Source organism: Gemmatimonadota bacterium, from assembly GCA_016719105.1.
Classification (GTDB): domain Bacteria; phylum Gemmatimonadota; class Gemmatimonadetes; order Gemmatimonadales; family Gemmatimonadaceae; genus SCN-70-22.
This window is the reverse complement of sequence record JADKAQ010000008.1, coordinates 280,718-302,323: the sequence shown is the minus strand read 5'-3', so window position 1 is coordinate 302,323 and position 21,606 is coordinate 280,718. Positions and strand designations below refer to the sequence as shown.

Sequence of the window (21,606 nt, the reverse complement as noted above, 5' to 3'; positions counted from 1 at the left end):
CGTCGTCTCGACCATGGCGCTCGACCTACTTCAAGGCACCCTCGACGTCCTGATCCTCAAGGCCCTCACCTGGGGGCCGCGTCACGGCTACGCGGTCGCGCACTGGCTGCGCCATACCTCGGCCGACGAACTCAACGTCGAGGACGGGGCGCTGTACACGGCGCTCCACCGGATGGAGCATCGCGGGTTGTTGACCGCGGAGTGGGGGGTCAACGACGAGAACCGGCGAGTGAAGCTCTATCAGCTCACCCCCTCCGGGCGCGCCGAACTGGGGGCGCGAAGTTCGATCTGGTCCAGATATGTCACCGCAGTAGACCGTGTACTGAGCGCCAGTTAGTACGTTTGCATGGCGCCAGTAAGGCGCCTTCTAAAGGCCTGTCGAGAATCAGCGACCCGAATATCGCCAACCATGAGCCAGTCAGAATCTTCTTCAGATCGGTTGCGTCGGCTCATCCGTCTGCCGGCCAAGGCCAGCCGTATCCGCGCCGACGTCGACGCGGAGATTTCCTATCACCTCGAGGCGACGGAGCGGGAGTTGGTCGCGAGCGGCATGTCACCCGAGGACGCCCGACGCGAGGCAAAGCGCCGGTTCGGCGATGTCGAGGAGGTGCGCGAGACGCTGGGGACGCTGGACCGAAGCGGCGAAGAGCGGCGTCAGCGCGGCGACTTCTGGCGCGGGTGGTGGCAGGACCTCGGTCGCAGCCTTCGCTCCCTCCGGCGCGATCCGGCTTTTGTCGGCGTGGTCGCCGTCACTCTCGCCCTGGGGCTCGGCGGGAACGCGACCATGTTCCGCATCATCGATCGCGTGCTGCTGCGCCCGGCGCCGCACGTGCAGGACGACGGCGCCCTCTCGCTCCTCTACTTCCAGCGTGAGACGACGGAGTTCGGGCGCGTGACTGGGACGAGCCAGAGCTACCCCGTCTTCGACATCATGCGGCGCCGGCTGGCGTCGACCTCCGATCTCGCGGCCTGGTGGACCACGTCGGCGACGTCCGGTCGCGGCGCCGAGGCGCAGAGTCTCGAGGTCTCGTACGTCACGCCCAACTTCTTCGACATCCTTGGGGTGCGTCCGTGGCGGGGGCGCCTCTTCGGCGCCGCCGACTGGAAAGGAGAGGGGGAGACGGGGGTCGTGTTGACGCACACCCTGGCGCTCTCGCGATTCGGATCGCCTGAGGAGGCGGTCGGAAAGACGATCTCGATCAACAACGCCGACCGCACCATCATCGGGGTGGCCCCGCCGGGCTTCATCGGGCCGATCCTGCGTCAGGTCGACCTCTTCGTGACCATGCGCGAGGGGGTTGGGGAGCAGGTCGGGAAGGAGTGGGAGACCAACAAGAACATGCGCTGGCTGCAGATGGTCGCGCGCCGAGCCCCGGGGGTGAGCGCCGAGCAGGCCGGCGTGGCGGCCACGACGGTCGTCCGCGAGGCCGGACGCGTGCTGGAGAAGTCTGATTCCACCACGACGGTGATCGTCGGCTCCATCATCCCTGCACGCCGCCCCGACGGCAATTCCAGCGCTCAGGTAGCCGTATGGCTCGGTGGTGTCACGCTACTGGTGCTATTGGTTGCGTGCGCGAACGTGACCAACCTGATGCTCGCGCGCACGGTTCGGCGCCGACGCGAGCTCGCCGTACACCTCGCGCTCGGCATCTCGCGCGCGCGAATCACACGGATGCTCCTCACCGAGGCGCTGATGCTGGGCGCCGTGTCGGGAGTGCTCGCGCTGGTCTTCTCGGTCTGGGGAGAAGGACTTCTGCGGTCCACGCTCCTCCAGGACATGCCGTGGGATGGTGGTGCGGTCGACGCCCGATCGGCGGGATTCGTCGCTCTCCTGGCGATGGTCGCGGCAACGCTGGCGGGAGCGGTCCCGGCCGCCGTCGCGGCGCATACCCCGTTGGTGGAGTCGCTCAAGTCGGGGGTGCGCGAGGGAGGGGGCCGTCGCGGGATGCTCCGTCGAGCGCTGGTCGTGGTGCAGGGGACCTTCTCCGTGGTGCTCCTGATTGGCGCTGGTCTCTTCGTGCGTTCCTTCCAGCGGGCCTCGTCGCTCGACCTTGGGTACCAGCCCGCCGGAGTCTTCGTCGCCACCCCGGACATCTCGGGACAGGTCAAGACGCCGGAGGAGTTCGAACAGCGCTGGGAGGCGATGTCGCGCAGCCTGGGCGCCCTCCCCGGGGTGCGCGCCGTGGCGCAGACCGTCACCATCCCCTTCGAGTCGCAGTGGACCAAGGGGGTCATCATCAACGGCGACACGCTCCCGCCGCTCAAGGGGGGCGGGCCGTACGTGAACGCCGTCAGCAGCGACTACTTCACGACAATCGGAACGCCGGTGCTGCGCGGGCGCGACTTCACCGCGCAGGACCGGAAGGGGTCGGCGATGGTCGCCATCGTCAACGAGCGCATGGCGAGCCAGGTCTGGCCGGGGAACGATCCGATCGGCCAATGCCTGACGTCGGATGTGAAGGAGGGGTGTCTGAGTGTCGTGGGCGTCGTCGCCGACCATCGCATCGAGTCCCTGGCCGGCGACCCTCCCGCGCACTTCTTCCAGCCGCTGGGGCAGTGGACCCCCGACATGCGCAGCCTGTTGGTCAGCGTTGCGACCAACGGCGGCATCGACGCCAACGCCATTCGGCGCGCGCTGGTGCAGGCTGAGCCGGGGCTCCCGTTCATCCGCGTGCGGCCGATGACGTCGATCATCGACGAACAGCTCCAGCCCTGGCGGCTCGGCGCGACGCTGTTCGCCCTCTTCGGCGTCCTTGGCCTCGTCGTCGCGGCGCTCGGACTCTACAGCGTGATCGCCCACGACGTGGCGCAGCGCTCGCACGAGATCGGGGTGCGCATGGCGCTGGGCGCTCGCCGCACCGACGTCGCCCGGCTGGTCGTGGGGCGCGGGTTGAGCCAGGCCGTCATTGGCGTCGTACTCGGCTTGTCGCTGGCCGCGCTGGTGAGCCGCCGGTTTGCCGACCTGCTGTTCAAGACCTCGCCGAGCGACCCGTTCATATATGGGGGGGTGGCCGGGCTGCTGTTGCTGGTGGCGGTAGTGGCGACGCTGGTGCCGGCGAGGCGCGCCTCGAGGGTGGAGCCGGTGGAGGTGTTGCGCGGGAACGAGTGACTTCGGGAAGACGAGAAGACGGGAAGACGGGAAGACGAGTTGGGCGTACCCGGCGCCGAGTCCCGCGCCCGAGGGTCGTGATCTCGTCCTCTCGTCTTCCCGTCTTCCCGTCTTCTCCCCCACGGAACTCCCCCCCGCGCGCCGCTACTTTGTAAGACATGCGCGCCCTCGTCATTATCGCCCGGCTGTTCCCCCTCTTCGTCTCCGTCCTGCGGGACGTGCGGCGGTGGATCTGGTGGGGAGCGCCGGCGGTGCGCGATGCGGCGTTTCACCAGCGGCGCGCGCAGTACCTGCTCGACACGGTCACGGCCCTCGGCCCCACCTTCGTGAAGATGGCGCAGATCTTTGCGTCGCGGGCCGACCTGATCCCCGAGCCGTACGTCTCGCGACTCAGCACGCTGCAGGACCGGGTGAAGCCGGTGCCGACGCCGGCGGTGCGCGCGGAGATCGAGAAGGCCCTTGGCGCCAAGATCGGCACGTTGTTCGAGCGCTTCGACGACACCCCCATCGCCGCCGCCTCGTTAGGCCAGGTGCACCGGGCGCGCTACCAGGGCGAGGAGATCGTGGTCAAGGTCCTTCGCCCCGGCGTGGAGGAGCTCGTCGCCAAGGACCTGAGCGTCGCCGTCCCGCTCACGCGTTGGCTGGCGCGGCGCTACCCGAACCCGCACATGCGCAACGCGCGCACGGTGATCGAGGAGTACTCGTCCAAGGTGGGCGAGGAGATGGACTTCGTCCTCGAGGCGTCGTACGCGCGGCGCATACGCGACAACTTCAAGGGACACCGCAAGGTCGCGGTCCCGCGCGTGATCGACACCCTGGTCACGCGGCGCGTGCTGGGGCTCGAGTACATGGAAGGGGTGCGCATCGATCGCGTGGAGGCAGGTCCCGGCGAAGAGGCGCACGACCCGCGCGGCGTGGTGGGGACCGTCATGGAGCTCTATCTCCAGATGATGCTCATCGACGGGCTCTTTCACGCCGATCCGCATCCGGGGAACCTGCTCTTCTCCCCCGATGGCAAGGTGGTGCTGCTCGACTTCGGCATGGTGGTCGACGTGCCGCGCGAGATGCGCTGGCACCTGGTGACGACGGTCTTTGCGGCGATTCGCCGCGACACCGATGGGATCATCGCCGGCTTCGAGCGCATGGGCTTCGTGGAGCCCGGCGCCGACATGGGGAAGATCCGCGAGCTGGCCGACGCGCTGATGAAGCTTGCCTACGAGAAGACGACGACCAAGGAGCGCATCGAGCTCCTGGCCGACCAGGTGATGGCGGTGATCTACGACTTCCCGATTCTCCTGCCGAGCGAGATGGTGTACTTCGCGCGCACGGCGGCGTTGATCGAGGGGTTGGGGACGCGCTACGATCCGCGCTTCAACGCCATCATGTTCGCCTCGCCCATCGCGGTGCGCATGCGCGCACGCATCATGGCCTCGTTGAGCGACGAGGCGGGGCGGAGCCCGGTCGATATGGCAACGGTGGTGGGGGCCGCGTTAGGCCATGTGGCGGGGTTGGCGGTGAAGGCGGGGCGGGAGCTGCTGGGGCGGTGGTTTGCGGCGCCGGCGAGCGAAGCGTCGACGGTGGCGGTGGCTCCAACTTCGCCCGCGAGCACGGTTGTTTCGCTGGAGCAGCGACGCATCGCCGCGGGTCCGCCCGCGCCGTCGACGACACCGGACAAGACGCTGGCGGCGGGCGACTAGAAACTCGTTAGGTGGAGGGGAGGTCAGGGTGCATCGCAGGCGCCTGGCGATGGGAATCGCCTTCCCGGTGTTGATGAGCGCGGCGTGCGCGGGACCCGCTGAGCGGACCCCCTCGTTCACCGCGCGCGACAGCGCCGGCGTGCGCGTGGTGACCAACGCGCGTCCCCTGTGGCGAGACGGCGAAGGGTGGGCGATCGACTCGGTCCCGACCGTCGCGTTTGGTGCCGACGAACGCGATACGGTGGCGATGCTGCAACGCGTGGCCGGGGCCATGCTCCGCTCCGACGGCACCTACGCCGTTGCCGATGGCGGGAGCTCGCAGGTGAAGTACTTCGACGGCGGTGGCCGGTTTCTCAGCGCCGTTGGTCGCAGCGGACAGGGCCCTGGCGAATACGAGTACATCGCCTGGCTCCTCGCCTGCGGCGGCGACTCGGCCTACGTCTCCGACATCGGCAACAACCAGGTGTCGGTGCTGGATGCCGGCGGGCGACTGGTTCGCCGCTTCCGGTTGATGACGTCGGAGGTCGCGGCCACTCCGTTCTCGACGGCCTGCTCGCGTTCCGGACACATCGTGACGTCGGGGTGGGGGACAACGCCTCGCGACGTCACACCGTCCCGCCCGTATCGTCCGCAGGTTGCCGTGGACCTGTCGCGTGCGGACGGGGGCGTGCGACATGCGTTGGGCAGCTTTCCGGGAACGGAAATGACGCCGGTGATGGGAGGGGCCGGACCAACGCTCGGCGGGCGATGGTTGCGTATCGGCATCGGCAACCGACAGGCGTGGCTGGCGCCGAACGACGGGCGTGGCCTCATCGCGGTCGATACCACGGGCGTCGTGCGGCAGGTCGTCCGCCTTGCATCTGACGACAAGGCGATGACGGCGGCTGACGTCGCCTTCCTCATCAGGCAGACACTGGATTCCAGCGGCAACGTGCCACGCCGCGCGCAGCGCGAGCGAGAGCTCGCGGCGCAGGAGTTTCCGTCGCGCCTCCCCGCGCACTTCAACCTCCTGGTGGACGCGCTCGACCATGTGTGGGTGCAGGAGCATCCGCGCGCCGACGCGCCCAATCCGCCGTGGCACATCGTCCGTCCTGATGGCGTGTGGCTGGGGATGCGCACCATCCCGTCGCCCGCGCGACCGTTCGAGATCGGGGTGGACTATGTGCTGGCGCTGCGGTCGTCGAGCAACGGGGGGGAGGAGGTGGTGCGGTTTGGGTTGCGGCGGTGAGCACGCGCGGCGTGCGCGTGCCCGCGGCGAGTGAAGAGTCCCGCGGACGACGAACGCCCGAGTTGCGCAAACAGACGGGGGATCCCAACGTGGTGGTGCGCGAGCGATCATCGCGGCGACGTACCAACCGCTTCGCAGCACCTAACGACATGAGAAGAGGCCATCGCCCATGAGCGTTGCGGAAGTCCTCGCGCTCCTCGACGCCGAACGCGACGAGCGCGGCATGCACAACTGGGAACGGCTGGGTGCGAGCACCGGCGGGATGCGGAGCTACGGTATCGGGCTCACGCGGCTGCGCGCGATGGCCAAGAAGCTCGGGCGCAACCGGGAGCTGGCGCAGGCGCTGTGGAAGACCGATGTCCATGAAGCCCGGGTGATCGCGCTGCTCATCGACGACCCCGCACGCATCACCCGTGACCAGGCGGAGCAACAGGTCGAGGAGTTGGCCGGCGGCATGCTGGCGCACGTCTTTGCGTCATGCGACGCCACACTCGCCAAGACCTCATTCGTGGCGGAGCTGGCCGACGCGTGGGTGAAGAGCGACGACCCGGTCCGCCGCGAATGCGGGTACGGGCTGCTCTACGAGGCGTCGAAGTTCTCCGGCAAGAAGGCGCCGGGCGATGACTTCTTCCTTGGCCATGTGGCGCGTATCTCGGAGACGATCGAGTCGGAGTCCGAGAAGGTGCGCCTGGCGATGGGGGCGGCGCTGATGGGGATCGGCAAGCGGAGCGCGGTGTTGAACTCGGCCGCGCTCAAGGTCGCGCGGCGCGTGGGGCCGATCGAGTTCACCTCCGTCAGCGGGACGTGCGAGCCGTTCGATGTCGTCAAGCACCTGACGACAGACCGACTCAAGGAGAAGTTGGGGGTGTAGGACGGCGGCGCGCGCCACGGGTCTGTGCGTTGCGGATGTAACGGGGCAACTGAGCACGACGCGCGCGGTGAGGCCAACGGCGGGGATCCTCTCCCGCCGTGGCCCACCAACAGTCGCAAAGCACCTACCGACATCAATCGCTACTCAGGCCGCCACCTTGGTCGACGTGTCTCCAGCGATCGACGTCGGCGTGACGACCGGCTCCTCGAGCGTCGGTACTGCGACGCCCCCGGAGACTACCGATCGGATGCGCGTGGCCTTGCGCCACTCGGCGAGCCGGGCGGCGTCGCTTCGTAGCATGGGTTCGACCAGCGCGTCCAGCAGTCGCACGATCGCGACCCCGCGCTGCGATTCCACCGCCAGCCCCTGCGTCGAGGCCATACGACGCTGGTCCTCCTTGCTGCGGGTGTCGATGAGCGCCACGAATTCGTCCGCGGCCTTCCGGATGCGCGCGGAGAAGTCCTTGGGAAGCCCGGCGACGGCGAAGGCTGCCGCGTGCTCCTCCACCGAGTTGGCAAAGGCGTGCGCCGCCACCGCCAGCGCTTCGTTGTCGCCCGAGCGCGACGGCATGCGCATGACCGACCGCAGCGCGGTCGCACCGTTGTCGACGGTCGGGAAGACGGTGCGCGACGCGAGTCGAGCGGGACGCAGCAGGTCGCGCCGCAACGATCGTGCGGCGTCGCCGATCGTCACCGTGAACGCGCGGGTCCGTCGATGCAGGGTGTCCTGCGTGATGCCGTGATCGCTCATGCGCGTGATGATGCCGTCGAGCTCCTTGAGCGGCGCGGCGATGAGTGCGTTCTCCGTCTCCGCCGAGAGCAGTTCGCGAACGCGGCGGAACATGCTGAGATACTTCTTCTGGGTGCCGTGCATGGGAAGGTCCTCCGTGAGATGGAATGGTTGATCGCTGCGCTGCCGGCATTCGGCAGCGGTCAGGCGTGTGGTGATGGATGGGGCGCGAGGCATCGGTCGCGTACATCCGTTGCGAGCTTCGGCGGGGCGCGTGGCATCTGGCTCCTGTGGTTGCTGGTTGGGGTGTCACCGCGTGGAAGGAGTCCACGACGGGGTATCTGCATCGCGCGCGAACGCGCTCAGCGTGGGATGACGCGAGTTGCTGCTGCGTGAACGCCTCCTCGCACAGCGTGGGCGTCAGTGTGTCCTGCGTGAAAGCGTATGGCCATTGCGTGCGCGTGTGTCGCGCTGGCCCGAGTGTGTGCTGCTTCTGCCTGAACACGTATGGCGACTGCGTGAAGCCTTGTAGGCGTGCGTGAGCGTCTGCTGCGTCTGCGTCAACGTGTGTGTGCGCCGCGTGGGGGCCTCCGACGTCTGCTGAAACGCCTGTGACATCCGCTCAGACGCGTACTGCATCCGCGCGTTCATGTCGTGAGACCGCGCGTTCATCGGACAAGCGCGCAAGTGCAGCAGTGCACGGCGCGCGCACGTCAGTGCGGCAGACGAAGACCGCACGTGGTTGCATCTACGCGTCAGTGCGACGCGAGGAAGGTCCGGGACAACGAGAGCGGCCGGTGGAGCGAACGTCAGGTGCAACGGGACGACGGACCTGAGCGGGCGTCGTTGTCGTCGGTGCGCGGTGACGGAACGTCGGTGCATCTCGCGCCGCGCTCGTCACCACGCGGCGACGGAGCGATGTCGGGCGACCGCGTGCCGGTGCGGGCGAACGATCGACCGGTGTGGCGTGATCGAGCGTCGAGTCCTGGCGCAGCGCCTTCGGATCAGCGCGACCTGGGATCGGGTCGTCGCGGGGTCGTCTCGCAACGGCGCGACGGTCGATCGGTGCGCCGGAAGGGTGCTTCGGTACGCCATGTGAGCTCCTCGGCTGTACCGTGCGGCGGTGCGATTCGCTCCGCGCGCCCCTCTATCCTATTCGCCGGTTTGACACTGTTTCGTCAACTGCCCCGTATGTGTTTCGTGCGCCCAGGCGCACCGAAATCGACCGCCGCGAGACGCGGGCGCGGAGCCTTTTCACCGACGGGTCACCCACCACGACACGAGCGTAACGCCATGCGCTACAGCCGCTTGCGTGATGAGATCGAGGCAGGAGAACGGGCTAGGGAGGCGAGAAGGCGCCCCGTATCGCGCTACTGGTCGGAAGACGACATCGCCACGCTCGTTCGCCTCGCCGAGTCGCGGGCGAGCACGCGGCAGATCGCCGCCGAGCTGCGGCGATCCTCGCTCGCGGTCCGTCTCAAGGCCTCGCGCATGGGGCTCCCGCTCACGGCGCACGAGGTGCGCCGGAGCGCCAAGCGGCACGCCCGGCAACGAGGCGAGACGGTCCCGCCGCAGGGGAGGGCGTTACGCACGCCCCCACGCATCAAGGTGACGGTCGACTTCGACCTCTCGTCGCTCTCCCGCGCCGAGCGGTTGCAGCTCGCGGCGCGCCTGTACGCCATGGATATGGTAGAGGGGGGCGCAACGCCCCAGGCTGCGGAAGCGGCCGCGGCCGAGTTCATCAAGCGCCCGCGTCCGCTCCGGCTCCACGAGCCGTACGATGCGAGCGCCGCTACCTCCCGGCAGAATACGGCGGCCAACGCCAAGCGTGCGGCGAATCGCGCCGCGCTCGGCTGGAAGCGTACGGAGCTCCCGCCAGACCACGAGCTGCGCATGGTCGCCGAGGCGCGCCACCTCGTACGCCAGCTCGATCGGCGCCTACGCGAGCAAGAGGGGACACGACGCCGCGCCTCGCTCGATGCGCTCGACAAGCTCGCCGGCTTTCACGCCGACGCGGGAGATCTCGTCGATCGTTTCGATCGAGTCGATCGAAACGATCGGGAAGACTGACCCGAATCGCGCATTCGTTCATCTCATCGTCCCGTGCCCTGATGCGCAAGAACATCCGCAAGATCGTCGCCGAGTTGGTCGCGATGCACGCCTTGGCCAGGGGTCGGATGGCGCGGGGACATTGATGGGTGGCGCGACCCGACGTCGTGCGCCGGAGTCTGCCCGGGATGATCAGCCAGTCGTTCGTCCTCGATCGATCTGAGCGTGAATTGACCGTTCGCAGCGAGCGGAGTAGTATTACTTGTGCAAGTAATACCAGGGAGGCCACGATGAAGATCACGACGAAGGGTCAGGTCACGATTCCCGTCGAGGTGCGGGAACGGCTCGGATTGCTCCCCAACACCGAGGTTGAGTTCGTGCTGAAGGACGGGCACGCGGTGCTGCGCAAGCTGCGTCGCACCGGGCGGCGGGGAGCGAAGGTGGTGGCCCACCTCCGCGGCAAAGGGACCGTTGCCCTGACGACGGAGCAGATCATGGCCCTGACGCGCGAGGCGTAGCGCCGTGGCGGGGGTGCTGGTGGACAGCAATGTCCTGCTCGACGTCATGACGGAAGACCCAGAGTGGTTCTCGTGGTCATCAGACGCGCTCGCCCAAGCCGCCGAGACGGATATCCTGATCATCAATCCGCTGGTGTACGCGGAGGTGTCCGTTCGCTTCGAGCGCATCGAGGAGCTCGATGCGGCGCTCCCGCCGACGCACTTTCGTCGCGACGATTTGCCGTGGGAGGCGGGGTTCCTTGCGGGGAAGTGCTTTCGCCTCTACAGACGTCGCGGGGGCGCGCGTCGATCACCGCTGCCTGACTTCTACGTTGGCGCGCATGCCGCCATTCGGGGGCACGCCCTGCTGACGCGTGACGGTACACGCTACAGGACCTACTTCCCGAGGCTCGAGCTGATCGCCCCGTAGGTCATCTCGGATGCCCGTGTCGTCGGCCTCCTCGGCACCTCTGTCGCACGCCTTCCCGGGCGCCCCCGTCATGTCCCGCCCCCTCATGCTCGGGATCATCCTCGTGATCGTCGCCGAGTCGGTCGCGGTGCACGCCCTGGTCTACTCGCGCTGGCCGATGGCGTCGGTGGCGTTACTCGTCCTCAACATCGCCACCATCTGGTGGATCTATCGCGAGGGGACGGCGGGATCATGCACGACCGTGCGCGAGTCGGTGATCGAGGTGCGGCATGGTCGCTCGATGCGCCTCGACGTGCCGCTCGCCAGCGTGCGCGATGCGCGCGTTCCCGCGTGGCAGGACATCCCCGGCGCGGGGACGTCGGGCTACCTCGCCTTGAGCGGCGGTGATGATCCCAACGCGCTGCTCACGCTCGACCCGCCGGCGTCGGCGCGCCTGGCGATGGGGATCCGGCGTCGTGTGTCGACGCTCGGGATGCGGCTGGAGTCGCCCGCGGCGTTCGTGGCGGCGGTCAACGAGGTCGTCGAACGAGCGCACGCGAGACGTTAGGCGCCGCTCTAGAGTGCGCCCATCCACGTGAGGCGCGTGGCGATCCCTGCGAGACGCACGTCTCTTGTCACCTCGCCCCCCCCCCCCCCCCCCCCGCCCCCCCCGCCCCGCCCCGCCCCCCCCCCCCCCCCCCCCCCCCCCCCCCCGCCCCCGGCGCCCCCCCCCCCCCCCCGGCCGGGGGCCGCCGCCCCCCCCCCCCCCCCCGGCCCCCCCCCCCCCCCCCCCCGGCCCGGCCCCGGTGGCCCGCCCCCCCCCGGCCCCCCCCCCCCCCCGGCCGCGGACCCCGCCCGGGCCCCCCCCCCCCCCCCCCCCGGCCGGCCCCCCGCCCCGGGGCCCCCCCCCCCCCCCCGCCCCCCCCCCCCCCCCCCCCCCCCCCCCCGGCCCCAGCGATTGCCCAAAGGATCACGTGCAGCTGGCCAGCGTTTGCCACTGGCAGGCGGTTCCGGCGGCAGAGAGATTGAGAAGCATGCGCCTCGGCGTGGACGACTAGTAATGCTGTTCTCACGCTCGCGCCGGTGGCGATCGAGCGCTTGGCGACGAGGATCCGATTCGCGGTGTTCAGGCCTGAGGAGGGCCCGCAAGCGTCGGCTGCGTTCGTCGGGGCGTCGAGCCCAGAGAGGCAGTCCGTATTGCGGCCGAGGTTAGTGACGGAGCGGAGCTGGGGGATCCAAGGTTCTCGGATCCCTAACGGAGGCCTCGGAACGGCTGAAGGCGCGAAGGCGCTGCCACTGCGCGCACCTCGCGCTGACCGACGTCCCCGAGCTAGCGCGTCAGAACCGGGAGGTCGGATCGCGAAGCCAATCGCGAATCTCCGCCTTGCCGACCAAACGGCGAACGACGATGTCGTGACCTACACCGATATCGTTCTCCGCGAGGTGAACCGTGCGGCGCAGAACAACCATTTGCGGCAGACTGGCGGGACCAGGCAGATCACGCCAGACGTACTGAATCAGGGCTTGGTTCATCCATCCGCTACCGAGAACCAGCTCATCAAACGTGCCGAACTCGGTAAGCAACCGAATTCCCGAGTCGAAGGACCCGTCGATGGCCGCGCCAACGAAGCGGACATGGCTTCCCCGTCGGGTTGCTTCCGCGAGCATGCGGCTGCGGTCTTCTCGCATCGCCTGCTTAAGCTGAGCATCCTGCGATGCGCCACAGAAACTGCTGACGAGAAAGACTACCAGCGTTTCTGTAGCATCCTCCGCACCGGTCACGCGATTGAAGCGAGCAGCGTTGACGGGATGGCGGCTCCCCGGCGTGGCGGCTAGCACGCCTGCGCCGAAGGCTATGGAGCCTGCCACTGCGACAACCGGGAGGACGTTCCAGAGGCGTTCAACGCTCATCTGGGTTCCCTCCGAGTACGAAAGGTGGAACGGCTGCCTCGCAGCGCGTTTTCGAGGCATGGATGACGGGTGAAGCTGCGTCGCGAAAGCGTCGTTGCGGTCGTCACGGGCATCTGGAAGACCGAAATGTCCGAAGCGTGGGAGCGGGATTGGAGCGAAAGCAGACCACTGCCCCTCCAGAGAGACCGACCTGCTGCCACGCCGTTCGCCGCGCGGGTCCCTGTGCGCCTCGAGGGCCCAATGGAATCTCACGATAATAGGCGTAGTCGCCCGCGCCGCGGTACTCGAGCGTCGCGTGACCCAACACTACGCGCGGTCCAGTCGGTGTGGAGACTACCGCCACGGTTTCATCGAACTCGCCGCTGGAAGGAATGCTCTGCCTTAGTCCCCCGCCTTGGATGGCAGCGAAGTCCAGCGGAGTGAAGTCGCGCAGGCTGAACGAGAGTTGCTCATTCCGAAGTAGGTCCATGTCATGAACCGCATTCGCGCTGAAGGATGACATGACCGCACGCTGAGTTGTGTTGTCGCAGAACAGAACTCCCTGCCCGGCCTGCTCCCGGAAGAGCGGATAGTCACGCAGCGGATGCTCCACGCGAAGTTCCACCAAGTGTCGCGCGCTCACCATACGCTGGCCCTGCGGCTGCAACTCATGAAGGAGGCGGTTGTGTTCCAATGCCATAACAAAAAGTCTGCTGCCCATGTAGCAGGCATCCTCCGCCGCGACATCCACAGCGTAGGTGCGCTGAAATACCAGCGTGTCCCGGTAGCTGTAGACACTCGCGCGGCGGCTCGCCGCATCGAGGACGACGAGCTCGCGACGGCCGCGGTTGTACGCGAGGGCCGTTGGGGCTTGAAACTCTCCGGGCCCGCCACCGCGCCGCCCCGTGCTCTGCAGCAGACGACCGTCAAGGGAAAGCACCTTCAGAAACGGTTGTCCTCGCTCGAGTACCAAAACGCGAGCATCGATCAGCAGGAGCCGCCGCGGATGCTCCAGGATGTCGGCGTCCGACCCCGCTGGCGTCGTGGACGATTGTGCCCGAGCGCTCTTCGCGCACAAAGCAAGGACGACCACCGCAATAATGCGCAGGGCCACGGGCAGTCGGAGAATCGTCTTAGACCGCACAGAGGGACACACCAACAACTTCTTCTCATCGCTGCTGCCTCCCGTGCTGCACAAAATCATTACTGCGGAAGTGTGCAGGTCTGGCCCGAGCAACCATATGTGACGCAGCTGGTGCCGTTCAACCCGCAGTAGGAGTTCTTCTTATACCGGCACGCCTGTGCACCGTCGCAAGTTGTGCATGCGCAATCATCCGAGGCGGATTTCGCCGGAAGCGGTCGTGCAAGAACCGACTCCCCTGCTATCGTGCCGGCTATTGAGGTGAGGAGGGCGAGCGAAATCAACAACGATCGACGATGGCGCATGAGACTATCTCCGCGTTGTAGCGTCTGATTGCACCCGATGGCAGTTGCGCGAGTCACCCTGAACAAGACCGTCGCGCAGCGTTTGGCGCGAAGCGGCGAAACGCGACGACGGTTCGCGGCGAGCTCGCCGCCGCGCCTACTCCGGGTCCTGGCAGCCGAGTCCACCCCCGCACGCAAACGTTGCACACGACGTGCCATTGAGGAAGCACTTGTTGCCGAGTTTGTACCTACATGCATTGGCGCCATCGCAGGTCGTACACGAGCACGCGGTCGCTTGAGGGAGTGCCGCGGCGAGTCCAGCTGTCGCCCAGACGGCCCCAACGGTCAGGGCACATGCGATGGTGACCAAGCGAATCTTTGACGAGCGTGGCATTCTCAGCATCGGAGGCTCCAGCGATTGATCGTGAGCTCCCTCGAGAAGCGAGAGGCGGCGCGATGCATTCTTCCGTCCTCTGCGCGCCCATGCGCAGCGGCAAGCTGCGCGTGCGACCACCCTAACTTCTAGAGGCGTCATCTGTCAAGCACACTCAAGCGCACTCCGACGTTGCAGCTCACGTGAGCATGGCGCCTGGCAAACGCAATGCCAATCTCTTCGGTAGCACCTGACGGGCGCGCACGTCGCTGCGATTGCCGACGTGAGGTATGCGCACTGCGGCCACTGTCGCGAAGCGAGCATCGGAAACAGGACACCGGACACGGCCGTGTCGGCCGAGGCGTCCCCACGGCGAATTGCATTGTCAGCGAGGTTCGACGGAGCGACCATGCAGGGGAGGTTCACTCACTGCTTGTCGATTCCGTCAGCTGCACCGCTTGATGCCTGGTATCCCAGCGTGTCAACGTGTCGCTGCGGGCGCAAAGCGTTCTTGTCAGGAGATGTCGTAGCGGTGTCCGAAATGGCGCGCGCGCAGCGTTAGGCGCTTCACACAGCGTCATCACGTCGACATCCACAAGTGCACCGCCACCGCCACCAAAAAGACGGCGAACGCGCGTTGCAACTGACGGGCATCCAGCGACAGCGCCAGCACCGCCCCACCCCACGCGCCAATCGCGAGCCCGGCGGCGACCCAGAGCGCGGCCTCGACGCGCACGTGCCCGCTCTGCCAGTAGCGCATCGCCCCCAGCAGTCCGACCGGGAGGAGCAGCAAGGCGAGCGAAGTGCCGGTCGCCGCTTCGGGCGACAGTCGGGCCAGGAGGACGAGCGCGGGGACGATCACCACGCCGCCGCCGATGCCGAACATCCCCGACAGGACGCCGGCAACCAATCCGATGAGGAGAAACAGGAGGGGGCTCATGCGGCTCCAAGGGGGCGTTTTCCCATCCTAACGAGACGCCCGTCCTACGCACACCGCCCTTCCGCTATCGCTTCACCAGATCCTCCGGCTTGGGCGCCGGATACCGCATTCGCACGACAATTCCCGACGCCCGCCGGCTGGCAATCGACCCCTTGGGCGACCACTTGCGCGGACTTGGCAGCACCGCCGCCAGTCGCGCCCCCTCGTCGCGCGACAGGTTCTTCGCCGACTTCCTGAAGTGCGTGCGCGCCGCCATCTCGGCGCCAAACACCCCATCGCCCCACTCGGCCAGGTTGAGATAGAGGTCGAGGATGCGGTCCTTCGAAAGACAGAGCTCGAGCACCACGGTCAGCCACGCCTCGAGCCCCTTTCGCACGTAACTCCGCCCCTCCCACAGGAAGAGGTTCTTCGCCACCTGTTGCGTGATGGTCGACGCGCCACGCAGGCGACGCCCGCGCTTGGCGCGCTCGAGCGCGTTCTCGATCTCCTCGAAGTCGAAGCCGTTGTGCAGGTAGAAGCGGTCGTCCTCCGAGGCGAGCACCGCGCGCCGCAGGTTGGGGGAGATCTCGTCGCGCGAGACGACGTCGCGCCGCGGATAGACGGGGCGCTTCCCCTCGAACAGCCGCTGCGCACTCCGCCGCAGGATCACCGTGGTGGTGAACGGCTGCACGAGGTTGAGCGGGAGGATGAGCACAAACGGCCCCACGAGGACGAGGAGCACGGCGAACACGGCGAGACGCCGCAGCCGCTGCCAGAGAGTTCGCTTGAGGCGGGTGGCCATGAGGTCGCGAAAACTGCGGGATGCGCGTGGGCGGTGTGATGGGCAGCAGGTTTGCGCGGCGTCGATGCGCACCGCCTTCCGTGCTTCATACGCAGCCGGATTGGTGCGGCCGAGGCGTGGGTGGCGGCGCGCTCAAGGGTTCCAGTCCGCGCAGCAGGTGAAGATCGCGCGACGCGCGGTGTCCCGCGAGGGGAGCTCGGCGGTGACGAGCGGATGGCGCCCGAGAACGCGAACTGCGCCCGGAGCTTCCCGTGCGGCCAACGCCGGTACTCACGTATCACCGACGACGCTCTGTCGCACCGAAGCAGTTTCGCGCTTTGGAGCGATCAGCTGCCCTGTCGGGTACGAGCTTGTACTCCTCGTTAGGCGGTGCAGCGATGGATTCACATGATCACAATCGCGTCAGGTCGCCGCCGTACGGCTGTCCAGGTCGACAACCAACTCGCGGTCCCGCCTCAAAAGCGATCGTTCTCGCCACATTCTGCGCTGGCGCGCTCCGAGAGACATCCCAGATTCGCGCGCGATATCGACGTCGGGCGAGGTTCTTCGATTCTACGCGAAGCGGTGAGCGGTCGGTTGCCCCGCATCGTACACGCGATCGCAGAGGACGGGAGATGCGAACACTTCGGAGCATGATGGTGCTGTATGGGGTACTGCTGACCGTGGGTGGGTGCCGCGACGCGAGCGATCCAGTAGGGCCGGCGGAGACTCGGCGAAAATGGGGATGGGATCAACCGCTTGGCACAGGAACTCCAGCCCCTCCTTCGATGTCGTGCACTCAGCCATCCGCATTCCTCGGGAGCGCGACCTGCACTGCCGCTGGGATCGCGCCAACGGGTAGCCCTTCGTGGAGCTATCAAACCAACGATGGAGTGTACGTCGCGGGACCGAGCTCGACTCTCTCTTGGTCCGGTCCGATGGTAGCGAGCGGCACTGCCACAATCTCCTATACGGACCAGAGCGGGACGCCACAGTCCCTTAGCAGCTCCATCAATGTTCCTCGACGTGCCGTCAGTTGGGCTTCGGCTGTCACTGGTTCCACCGGTCAACCCGGAGAGATCGATGCGTGCTTTCAGGAAGACTGGGACGGGCTTACAGCGAGCAAGTTCTGCAGCTCTAGTGCCGATGCCGATCAGTTCTTCAACCCACGCGTCACTACGCTCAGTTCGGGTAACGGCCTGACAGTTGCGCCGGTCGGCAGCACCGGTCCGAACGCGGGGCTCTACTACATCGCTCAGATGACCGCATCGATGCAACTGCGGACACAGATCTCTCCACGGTATCGGACAGGAGGGACGCAGTACTCGCTCGCATCCGCGCCGTCGGCACTGCAGTCAGCTTGCACCGCCGCGTCGGTGACCGGATCGGCGAGCGTGTATCAGGCTAATGCGATTTGCACGAGCAACCTCGTGAACTTCAACAACCTTGTCTCATGCATCTGGGCTCATGAAGCCCGCCACATGACCGCGGGGCTCGGCACCGCGCGGTACGGTCCGAACGATGTTTACGCTAGGTGGGAGCCCCTAGCGTCATCGAACGCGACGTCGCTCGTGGCAGCAGCCAAGGAGGAGTACGATACCGTGCACGAGCTGGTCTCCGGAAGCATGGATGTGGCGCACAATGCCGGACCAAACACGGGTTTCGCTGGGTGGTGGAAGGTCTTCAATCTAGGCTGGAGCAATCAGACCTACTACCAACACTGTTGAGGTTCCAATGTCTGCCTCACGACTGCAAATCGGCGTACTCGCATGGATAGGCTTCGCGATTCATGCAGATGCTCAGGCATCTTCGCCTCCGGCCGCTCCGCAGCTCCCGATCGCGGCGCAGATCGCGCGCTCTGTCCGCACCTCTGGAAACGACGGGCGGGCCCTACCAATCCTCACGCAGGCGCGACGGTCGGAACGTCGTGCTTTGATGGACGAAATTGCTGACACCCTCACCGCAATCGCCATCAACCCTTCGGTGAACGATCTAGCCAACGCTCGGGCAAGGTCCGTCGCGATTGGCATTCTCTTTCAATCGGGAAAGGGCAACACCGGCTTGGCTGACGATGTACCAGGAACGCCGTACTCAGGAGCAACTTCACGATTGCGGCGGATCGTCGAACTGTCGTCATATGTCGAGAATCGCCAGGTCGCGCTAAAGCGACTTGCTAGCCTGGATCACTCTTCGGCAATGCTGGGCTACCTCCGTCAACTTGCACTCTCATCCGGCAGGATCGCGGGTACCGCAGTGGCAATACTGGCAGATGATAAGGGAGCGGGGGGGCGCGCGATCGCGCGAGAGTTGTACGTTTCTGGTGTGGTGACGGACGCCACCGCCAAGAGATTTCTCTCGACGCGAGCGAACAAGTACGGGTGGTGACGGGATATGAATCGCCTGGCGCTGATGGCGCGGACTATCGGTTTCAGCGGCCGCGCGCGCCCGCGGCAAACGTTTTGTGCGGCGCGCAATCGCGCCAACATGCCGGACGATCAGCGCTCGCCGACTTCTCTGCTGCCAGTGTCCGAAACTGGACGCTCGTCCGAATCGTCTCCCGCCAACACGCGGAACAACTTGTCGAACACGTACTCCGCTCCAACGTTCGCCAGGGCTCGCGGACCCATACCCACCATACGCTGAGTGAACGCGCGCAGTCTCGACGCTGAGCTGAAGCCCGCTCGAAGGGCTGCCTGCTCGAGCGGCATTCGCGATTCCGCTACGGTTTCTGTGACCGACAGCAGACGCGACCACGATAGAATCGTACGCGCGGGTGGCAAGCCCGCAGTGCGCAGTCGCGACGCCAGCGTGGAGCGGTCGATATCGAGGTAGTTCGCCAGTGCCTCTACGCTCGGGTGTCCGTTCGTTGAACCGAAGCAGAACTCGAAGAGGTCGTGGAACTGCGTGGGGACGTGCGGCGCGATGCGTTGCCAGTCCGATACCGCCCGTCGGCGAGCGCAGGCTCGATCGACGGCTGCGGATAGCTCAGCAAGAGATGCCATGGATGTCAGCATCACTTCATCCCCACCTGCACGTGCGAGGTGCATGAGTTGCTGAATGCTGGGCGACGTCGTGTCGCACACGGCGATGATGCCAGTGCGAGGATGATCTCGCGTTATGCGTCCGACCAGGGGTACGGTCGATTCCCCTTTGGGGTCCATCGTTCCGACCACCACACATGCGGGCGCGCCAAAGCGCACATCACCGACAAACTCGAAAGTGTCGTGGTAGATCTTGCCACTGCGTAGTGCTGCCACGGCGCGAACGACGGCCGTACGTTGGGCATCGGTGTCCAAAAGCCCGATGATGCTCGTCCTCGTCTCACCGCCCACTTCCCCTCCCCTCCCCTCACTCGATGTCTCGCTACGGAGTGCGCCGAGCCCCAGACGAACCGAAAGGCGTTCGCTGCCTCGACCCATTAATCATGTCAGCGGAGAACAGCGGTGCACAAGAGGCATCGTCCTCACGCCACCTGCGTGCGCGCGGTAATTGGTCGCGCCGAGCGATCGGCGCCTTGCTGGTCAGTGCGACCGTGAGCTGCAACCAGCGGGCGGCTCCAAGCGGGGCGTCAGGCGATCTCGAGTGGGGCACGGTCTCAGGCGAGTTGACCGGCACCAGATACTCCCCGGCGCCGATCATTTCGCGAGCGAACGTGAAGCATCTTCGTCGCGTTTGGGTGCAACGTACGGGCGACTGGCCAATCAGAGTGGGTGAACAATTCCCAGCTGACAGGACACCTACTCGTGCATCCGCTGCCGCGCTTCCAAGCTACCGTTTCGAAACGACTGCGGTCATGCACCACCGCATGTTGTTCGTCGCGACCCCTTCAACCGCGTGATTGCTCTCGATCCAAGTAGCGGCGCCATCCGCTGGACATTCGATCCACGCATTGCGCGAAGCGAGAGCAATCCCGAGGGCTTCGTCGCTCGGGGGGTTGCCGTCTGGGACGACTCGCTTGTCACCAAGACGTCACCCTGCGCCACGCGCGTGTTTGTCACGACGCTTGACGCTCGACTTATCGCACTAGATGGCGTCAGCGGGCTCCGTTGCGAGGGCTTCGGGCGCAATGGGGAAGTTGATCTCACGTACGGCGCGGGAATCCTTGGTGCCGACGCAGCGCGAGTGAACCTCGCTGTCACGTCACCTCCTGCCATCGTTCAGGATCTGGTGATCGTTGGGTCTGCCGTTCGTGAGACGCTTGGCATCGGAGCCGCATCTGGTGTCGTACGCGCGTATGATGCGCGGCGCGGAACCGTACGATGGAGCTTCGACCCAATCCCGCGAGGTCCAGCCGCGAAGTCCTGGAGACATTGGCACGCCGACGACGCGAAGGACGTCATCGGCGGTAATGTCTGGTCATTGGCAACCGTTGACACTGAGCGAGCGCTGGTGTTCCTGCCGACAGCAAGCGCTGCACCCGACTTCTTCGGAGGGAATCGCAGCGGCCGGAACGACTACGCCAATTCGGTCGTCGCGCTCCGTGCGAGCACCGGAGAGGTCGCGTGGTCCTTTCAGGTCGTTCACCACGACCTCTGGGACTACGACGTGGCAGCGCAGCCGATTCTGGCGGAGCTGTCGCGCGATGCCGGCCGAGTCCCTGTGGTAATCGTAGGGACCAAGAGCGGCATGATATTCGTCCTGAATCGCGAGACCGGCGTTCCAGTTATCGCGGTGGAGGAGCGTCCCGTCCCCTCAAGCGATGTGCTAGGAGAGGCTGCGTGGCCCACACAACCATTTCCTGTCTATCCACCGCCGCTTCTGGGAGTGGGGCTTTCTCCGGACTCGATGTTCGGTGTCACGGATGAGGAACGTTCGTTTTGCCGTGCAGCTGCCGCGGCGCTGCGCAACGACGGAATCTTCACACCTCCTTCGACTCGGGGCACGCTCCAGTGGCCGGGCCCATGGGGGTGGCATCAACTGGGATGGCTTGGCGTGGGATCAGGAACGACAGCGTCTCGTCATCGCACTCAAGCGGGTGGCAATGGCTGTGCGACTCCATCAAAGGAGTGAGAGTACCGAGCGCTACGCACCATCGGGAATCGGCGAGGAGCTGAGCCAAGTCGGTTCGCCGTATGTTGCCACGCGTGTGCCATTGATCGCGCCGTCGGGGACGCCCTGCTCCCCGCCACCGTGGAGCCTGCTCATGGCGATAGACTTCGGGGCACGCGACGCTCGAGTGGCTTGGCAGCGTCCGCTCGGTACGGTGCCGTGGCTCTCACAATATCCGCAGCATCGTGCTTGGGGTTCACTCAGTTTCGGTGGGCCGCTTGTCACTGCTGGCGGTGTGGTCTTCATTGCGGCATCGCAGGACGGAAAGTTCCGTGCTTTGGACGTAGACAGCGGCGCTCAGCTGTGGGAGCATCAGTTGCCGGCGGGTGGGCAGGCATCACCGATGACCTACGTACTCGACGGGAAGCAGTACGTCGTGGTGGCCGCAGGCGGACGGAGTGGAATCGGAGCACCTGGCGACTGGATCGTTGCGTTCGCCCTGCAAGAGTGACTGCGGCACCGCGCGAGGAACCGCTTCCGCCTTGATCTCGTCATTGAGGCGCGAACGTAGCGGGAAGGTCGCTCGGCGCTCGTCTCGCTCCACACCGCCCAGCGCCGCGCCCCTCCGCAGCGTATCCTC

General features: G+C 66.4%; 18 protein-coding genes. 12 read left to right on the top strand and 6 right to left on the bottom strand.

All coding sequences use genetic code 11. The features are described 5' to 3' along the window. Positions 1 to 13 precede the first annotated feature (13 nt). The 5 genes from IPN47_11775 to IPN47_11755 all read left to right on the top strand — a co-directional run bounded on the left by IPN47_11775 (position 14) and on the right by IPN47_11755 (position 6,905). Positions 14 to 337: a PadR family transcriptional regulator gene (locus tag IPN47_11775; GenBank protein MBK9408703.1), complete on the top strand. Its 324-nt coding sequence runs from the start codon at positions 14 to 16 to the stop codon at positions 335 to 337. Between the two features lie 72 nt (positions 338 to 409). Next, a complete protein-coding gene (locus IPN47_11770; GenBank protein ID MBK9408702.1) occupies positions 410 to 3,109 on the top strand; it encodes an ABC transporter permease in 2,700 nt (899 codons plus the stop codon). Between the two features lie 158 nt (positions 3,110 to 3,267). Next, a complete protein-coding gene (locus IPN47_11765) occupies positions 3,268 to 4,806 on the top strand; it encodes an AarF/ABC1/UbiB kinase family protein (protein MBK9408701.1) in 1,539 nt (512 codons plus the stop codon). A 28-nt stretch (positions 4,807 to 4,834) separates the two neighbouring features. After that, on the top strand, positions 4,835 to 6,034 hold the full coding sequence (locus tag IPN47_11760; protein MBK9408700.1) for a hypothetical protein: 1,200 nt from the start codon (positions 4,835 to 4,837) through the stop codon (positions 6,032 to 6,034). A 169-nt stretch (positions 6,035 to 6,203) separates the two neighbouring features. Beyond that, positions 6,204 to 6,905 carry a DNA alkylation repair protein gene (locus tag IPN47_11755; protein ID MBK9408699.1) on the top strand — a complete coding sequence of 234 codons (702 nt, stop codon included), beginning with the start codon at positions 6,204 to 6,206 and terminating at the stop codon, positions 6,903 to 6,905. Between the two features lie 144 nt (positions 6,906 to 7,049). Here IPN47_11755 and IPN47_11750 read toward each other — a convergent pair whose 3' ends face one another. Then, positions 7,050 to 7,778: a hypothetical protein gene (locus IPN47_11750; GenBank protein ID MBK9408698.1), complete on the bottom strand. Its 729-nt coding sequence runs from the start codon at positions 7,776 to 7,778 to the stop codon at positions 7,050 to 7,052. 1,149 nt (positions 7,779 to 8,927) lie between these two features. Here IPN47_11750 and IPN47_11745 point away from each other — a divergent pair. The 4 genes from IPN47_11745 to IPN47_11730 all read left to right on the top strand — a co-directional run bounded on the left by IPN47_11745 (position 8,928) and on the right by IPN47_11730 (position 11,157). Then, complete coding sequence (locus IPN47_11745; GenBank protein MBK9408697.1) at positions 8,928 to 9,704, top strand: hypothetical protein; 777 nt, start codon at positions 8,928 to 8,930, stop codon at positions 9,702 to 9,704. 269 nt (positions 9,705 to 9,973) lie between these two features. Beyond that, positions 9,974 to 10,201 (top strand): AbrB/MazE/SpoVT family DNA-binding domain-containing protein, encoded by a 228-nt coding sequence (locus IPN47_11740; GenBank protein ID MBK9408696.1) that lies wholly within the window; start codon positions 9,974 to 9,976, stop codon positions 10,199 to 10,201. Positions 10,202 to 10,205: 4 nt separating this feature from the next. Then, complete coding sequence (locus IPN47_11735) at positions 10,206 to 10,610, top strand: type II toxin-antitoxin system VapC family toxin (protein ID MBK9408695.1); 405 nt, start codon at positions 10,206 to 10,208, stop codon at positions 10,608 to 10,610. 70 nt (positions 10,611 to 10,680) lie between these two features. After that, positions 10,681 to 11,157, top strand: coding sequence for a hypothetical protein (locus IPN47_11730; protein ID MBK9408694.1), 477 nt, complete (start codon positions 10,681 to 10,683; stop codon positions 11,155 to 11,157). A gap of 770 nt (positions 11,158 to 11,927) precedes the next feature. Here IPN47_11730 and IPN47_11725 read toward each other — a convergent pair. The 4 genes from IPN47_11725 to mtgA all read right to left on the bottom strand — a co-directional run bounded on the left by IPN47_11725 (position 11,928) and on the right by mtgA (position 15,998). Next, positions 11,928 to 12,500, bottom strand: a complete 573-nt coding sequence (locus tag IPN47_11725) for a hypothetical protein (protein ID MBK9408693.1) — start codon at positions 12,498 to 12,500, stop codon at positions 11,928 to 11,930. Between the two features lie 103 nt (positions 12,501 to 12,603). Then, positions 12,604 to 13,593: a hypothetical protein gene (locus tag IPN47_11720; GenBank protein MBK9408692.1), complete on the bottom strand. Its 990-nt coding sequence runs from the start codon at positions 13,591 to 13,593 to the stop codon at positions 12,604 to 12,606. Positions 13,594 to 14,857: 1,264 nt separating this feature from the next. Next, positions 14,858 to 15,217, bottom strand: a complete 360-nt coding sequence (locus IPN47_11715; protein MBK9408691.1) for a sulfite exporter TauE/SafE family protein — start codon at positions 15,215 to 15,217, stop codon at positions 14,858 to 14,860. A gap of 64 nt (positions 15,218 to 15,281) precedes the next feature. Beyond that, on the bottom strand, positions 15,282 to 15,998 hold the full coding sequence (gene mtgA, locus IPN47_11710; GenBank protein ID MBK9408690.1) for a monofunctional biosynthetic peptidoglycan transglycosylase: 717 nt from the start codon (positions 15,996 to 15,998) through the stop codon (positions 15,282 to 15,284). Between the two features lie 1,713 nt (positions 15,999 to 17,711). On the opposite strand from mtgA, the gene IPN47_11705 reads away from it, so the two are divergent. Next, the gene (locus tag IPN47_11705) at positions 17,712 to 18,362 is read left to right on the top strand and encodes a hypothetical protein (GenBank protein ID MBK9408689.1); all 651 of its coding nucleotides are present in this window, start codon (positions 17,712 to 17,714) and stop codon (positions 18,360 to 18,362) included. Between the two features lie 110 nt (positions 18,363 to 18,472). On the opposite strand, the gene IPN47_11700 is transcribed toward IPN47_11705, so the two are convergent. Next, complete coding sequence (locus IPN47_11700) at positions 18,473 to 19,234, bottom strand: helix-turn-helix transcriptional regulator (protein ID MBK9408688.1); 762 nt, start codon at positions 19,232 to 19,234, stop codon at positions 18,473 to 18,475. 577 nt (positions 19,235 to 19,811) lie between these two features. Between IPN47_11700 and IPN47_11695 the strand changes: the two genes are divergently transcribed. Together IPN47_11695 and IPN47_11690 are read left to right on the top strand one after the other, a co-directional pair. After that, the gene (locus tag IPN47_11695) at positions 19,812 to 20,987 is read left to right on the top strand and encodes a PQQ-binding-like beta-propeller repeat protein (protein MBK9408687.1); all 1,176 of its coding nucleotides are present in this window, start codon (positions 19,812 to 19,814) and stop codon (positions 20,985 to 20,987) included. A 133-nt stretch (positions 20,988 to 21,120) separates the two neighbouring features. Further along, the gene (locus tag IPN47_11690) at positions 21,121 to 21,477 is read left to right on the top strand and encodes a PQQ-binding-like beta-propeller repeat protein (GenBank protein MBK9408686.1); all 357 of its coding nucleotides are present in this window, start codon (positions 21,121 to 21,123) and stop codon (positions 21,475 to 21,477) included. The last annotated feature ends 129 nt before the right edge of the window (positions 21,478 to 21,606 follow it).

Coding starts and splice junctions, on each gene's coding strand:
- IPN47_11775 (MBK9408703.1), top strand. CDS start 14: ATGGCGCTCGACCTACTTCAAGGCACCCTCGACGTCCTGATCCTCAAG.
- IPN47_11770 (MBK9408702.1), top strand. CDS start 410: ATGAGCCAGTCAGAATCTTCTTCAGATCGGTTGCGTCGGCTCATCCGT.
- IPN47_11765 (MBK9408701.1), top strand. CDS start 3,268: ATGCGCGCCCTCGTCATTATCGCCCGGCTGTTCCCCCTCTTCGTCTCC.
- IPN47_11755 (MBK9408699.1), top strand. CDS start 6,204: ATGAGCGTTGCGGAAGTCCTCGCGCTCCTCGACGCCGAACGCGACGAG.
- IPN47_11750 (MBK9408698.1), bottom strand. CDS start 7,778: ATGCACGGCACCCAGAAGAAGTATCTCAGCATGTTCCGCCGCGTTCGC.
- IPN47_11745 (MBK9408697.1), top strand. CDS start 8,928: ATGCGCTACAGCCGCTTGCGTGATGAGATCGAGGCAGGAGAACGGGCT.
- IPN47_11740 (MBK9408696.1), top strand. CDS start 9,974: ATGAAGATCACGACGAAGGGTCAGGTCACGATTCCCGTCGAGGTGCGG.
- IPN47_11730 (MBK9408694.1), top strand. CDS start 10,681: ATGTCCCGCCCCCTCATGCTCGGGATCATCCTCGTGATCGTCGCCGAG.
- IPN47_11725 (MBK9408693.1), bottom strand. CDS start 12,500: ATGAGCGTTGAACGCCTCTGGAACGTCCTCCCGGTTGTCGCAGTGGCA.
- IPN47_11715 (MBK9408691.1), bottom strand. CDS start 15,217: ATGAGCCCCCTCCTGTTTCTCCTCATCGGATTGGTTGCCGGCGTCCTG.
- mtgA (MBK9408690.1), bottom strand. CDS start 15,998: ATGGCCACCCGCCTCAAGCGAACTCTCTGGCAGCGGCTGCGGCGTCTC.
- IPN47_11705 (MBK9408689.1), top strand. CDS start 17,712: ATGTCTGCCTCACGACTGCAAATCGGCGTACTCGCATGGATAGGCTTC.
- IPN47_11690 (MBK9408686.1), top strand. CDS start 21,121: ATGGCGATAGACTTCGGGGCACGCGACGCTCGAGTGGCTTGGCAGCGT.